Below are 3285 nucleotides of genomic sequence, written 5' to 3' on the forward strand. Positions count from 1 at the left end.
AGGAGAAGTGCACCGATGCAGTGACCAGGAATTCGCAGAAGCGAATCATTACGAGGCACAGCCAGGTCAGGCTGGCCCATAGCAGCAGATGCTGGGATCGGTCGAAGAGGTAGATGGCGAGAAAGAACAGCCCGGCGGCGGCCATAATACCGTTGCACACCCAGACGATCCAGTGAGCCCGCACCGCATTCCACACCCGGGCATCGTAGCTGTTGCGCATCTCGTTCGCGTCACCAAGCAGAATCCAGGGCAATGCCTGCTGGCCATAAAGCGTGGGCATGTATGCGATCCGAACTGCAAGTTGCACCGGGCCGCCCCGGGTCGAGAACGCGGAAGACTCGTACTGGTTGAGAACGCCGACAGTATGCGAGCCGTTGTTCACATCGCCGAATCGGGCCAACAGGCTGCCATTCAGGAAGACCTCGTAAGCCGCGTCCATCGCGATTTGCAGACTGGGCTGAACAAAGGGCGCGAGTTTCGCGGGGTTAAGCCTGCAGCGAAGCCAGAAATGAGATTCGCCCGTCGCGTGGTCAATCCACTTCGATGCCGGCTGCCACCCGGATTCGTCGAGGTTGATCCTGGCCCAGTCTGGATTATCGCCGGGGTGAAAAAGACAATCCGAGGGCGATACAGAGAGGGCATATTGCCCGCTTAGCGGGAGCGCAAGCACCATGCTCACAGCAGCCACAAAAAGCCATCGCCCTATCTTCCACACGCCAGGCTTTCCTCCTTGGTGAACTATACAGCCGACGGCCCTTCAGTTCTGTCGTCATTGAATTCACCCACCCTGCCGTGGTACCAGTGGATGCATCGCTATTCGAGAATGCATTCCCATCCGAACCGAGGATTATGAGACTCTTCCGGCTGTCAGTCCTTCCCTTTGCCTTTTACGCCGCTTCAGTTGCCGCTCAAACATCCGCACTGAACACCACTTTCGCCCGCGATCCCCAGCAGGCAATCAACCAGGAATACACAGACCACATTCACAAGTACACCACCGATCCTTCGTTCACTTCGCCGCTGGTGGATTACCTGCCTGCCTCGAAGGATGTTCCTACGCCGGCTAAAGTGCTCGGGGATGTCTCCGGTGCACCCGACATGCTGCCCTACGCCGAAGACGTCTACAAATACTTCCGCCTGCTTGCCACTGCCAGCCCGCGCGTGAAGGTCGTCACCATCGGCCACAGCGAAGAGGGCCGCGAGATGATCGCGGTGGCCATTGCTGACGCCGACCTGCTGAAGAACGCCGATGCCAACAAGCAGCGTCTGGCCCAACTCGGCGATCCACGCACCATCAATTTCGACGACGCCAAGGCCCGCACGCTGATTGATCAGTCGTATCCGGTCTATTACATCACCGGCACCATCCACTCCGTCGAAACGGGCGCACCTACGGCGCTGATGGAGCTGGCTTATCGCCTCGCCGTCGATGATTCCCCGTACATCAAGTACATTCGCACTCACATGATCGTGCTGATCACGCCCGTGGTTGAAGTGGACGGTCGCGACCGCATGGTCGACATCTATCGCTGGCACAAAGCCCATCCGAAAGAGCAGTGGCCGCACCTGCTCTACTGGGGCCATTACGTGGCGCACGACAACAACCGCGACGCCATGGGCATGACCCTCGACCTGACGCGCAATGTTCTCGACACCTACGTCGACTGGCATGCGCAGGTGCTGCACGATCTGCATGAGTCAGTTCCCTTTCTCTACGACAACACCGTGGGCGATGGGCCCTACAACGCATGGGTCGATCCCCTGCTCGCCGACGAGTGGGCCGAACTTGGCTGGAACAACGTGGCGCAGATGCAGGGCTTCGGCATGCCCGGCGTATTCACGCATGGCGACTTTGACACGTGGAGTCCCGGCTACCTGATGTTTCTGGCCGCGATGCACAACGGCATCAGCCGCCTCTACGAGACCTTTGGCAACGGCGGCGCCGACACTGAAAAGCGCATCCTCACGCCCGAAGAGTATTCGCGCACCTGGTACCGCCAGAATCCCCCGCTGCCCGTCGTCACCTGGTCGCAGCGCGACAACAACAACTACGAGCAGAGTGCGCTGCTTTCGACGATTTCCTATTTCGCGCAACACTCACACCACTTTCTCGAGAACTACTACGTGAAGAGCAAGCGCTCGATTCAGAAACCGATGCTGGAAGGTCCCGCAGCATACGTGATTGCTCCGGACGCCGCGGCGACGAATCGAGAGGTGGAGCTGCTGAAGGTGCTCAAACGCCAGCACGTCGAGATTCAGCAACTGTCCGACGGGACGACGGCGGAGGTTGCCGGCGAGAAGCGTGGGGACAAGCCGAAGCAGCAGAGCTTTCCAGCGGGCAGCATCGTGATCCGCATGGATCAGCCATATTCGCGCATTGCCGACGCGCTGCTCGATCGGCAGTTCTGGGCCCCCGATGATCCGCAGAAACATCCATACGACGATACGGGCTGGTCGTTCACTCACCTTTTCAACGTGAAGGCGGTGCGGGTATCCGATCCGGCGATCCTCAAGGCGGGCATGAAGCCGGTTGACGATCCGGCGACGTTGTCGGGGAAGATCGACGGTTCGGGTTCGATTATTGCCGTCAACAACACCGGCCAGATTTCTCTGCTCTCGCTGGTTTACAAAATGAAAGGCGCCAAGATCCAGGCTGCGGAAAAGGCGTTCGATGCCGACGGCAAGCATTTTGGCGCGGGATCGCTACTGATCAACGGGGGCGGTGATGAGACCGCCGGAGCGCTGCACGATCTCGCGCTCGATGGCACAAAACTCACCGCCGCGCCGTCTGTGGCGATGCACGATATTGCTGCGCCACGCATCGCCTTCATGCACACCTGGCTTTCCACGCAGACCGAGGGTTGGTGGCGCTACGCATTCGACAGCGCTGGAATCCCCTACGATTACATGAGTACGCAATCCGTCGCGAAGGAGGAAGATCTGCGCTCGAAGTACGACGTCATCATCTTCGCGCCGGTTGGCCGCTCCTCCTCTCTTGACATCATCAACGGCCTTCCGACGTGGAACAACGCGATGCCATGGAAGAAATCGGACATCACACCGAACCTCGGCCGCATCGACTCCACTGATGACATTCGCCCCGGTCTTGGCTACGATGGACTCGAACACCTCAAGAAATTCGTGGAGCAGGGGGGCCTGCTCATTACCTGCGAAGACACCTCGCAGTTCGCCATCGACACCGGTCTCGCACCCGGCGTCAGCGTGGTGCCGCGTGGCGATGTGCGTGTCGACGGCACCGTGCTGAACTCTGTCCTGGTCGGGAAG

The 3285-nt window shown here is 59.5% G+C and carries 2 protein-coding genes; one reads left to right on the forward strand and one right to left on the reverse strand.

What is annotated here, in order from left to right; all coding sequences use genetic code 11:
- Nucleotides 1–715 (reverse strand): hypothetical protein (locus WA354_RS07570; protein WP_472812392.1); only part of this gene is annotated, 715 nt, incomplete at its 3' end.
- Between the two features lie 134 nt (nt 716–849).
- On the opposite strand from WA354_RS07570, the gene WA354_RS07575 reads away from it, so the two are divergent.
- Nucleotides 850–3285, forward strand: a 2436-nt coding sequence (locus WA354_RS07575; protein ID WP_472812393.1) for a M14 family zinc carboxypeptidase, incomplete at its 3' end; no start/stop codon positions are given.

This window comes from Occallatibacter sp. (assembly GCF_049802275.1).
Lineage (GTDB): Bacteria > Acidobacteriota > Terriglobia > Terriglobales > Acidobacteriaceae > Telmatobacter.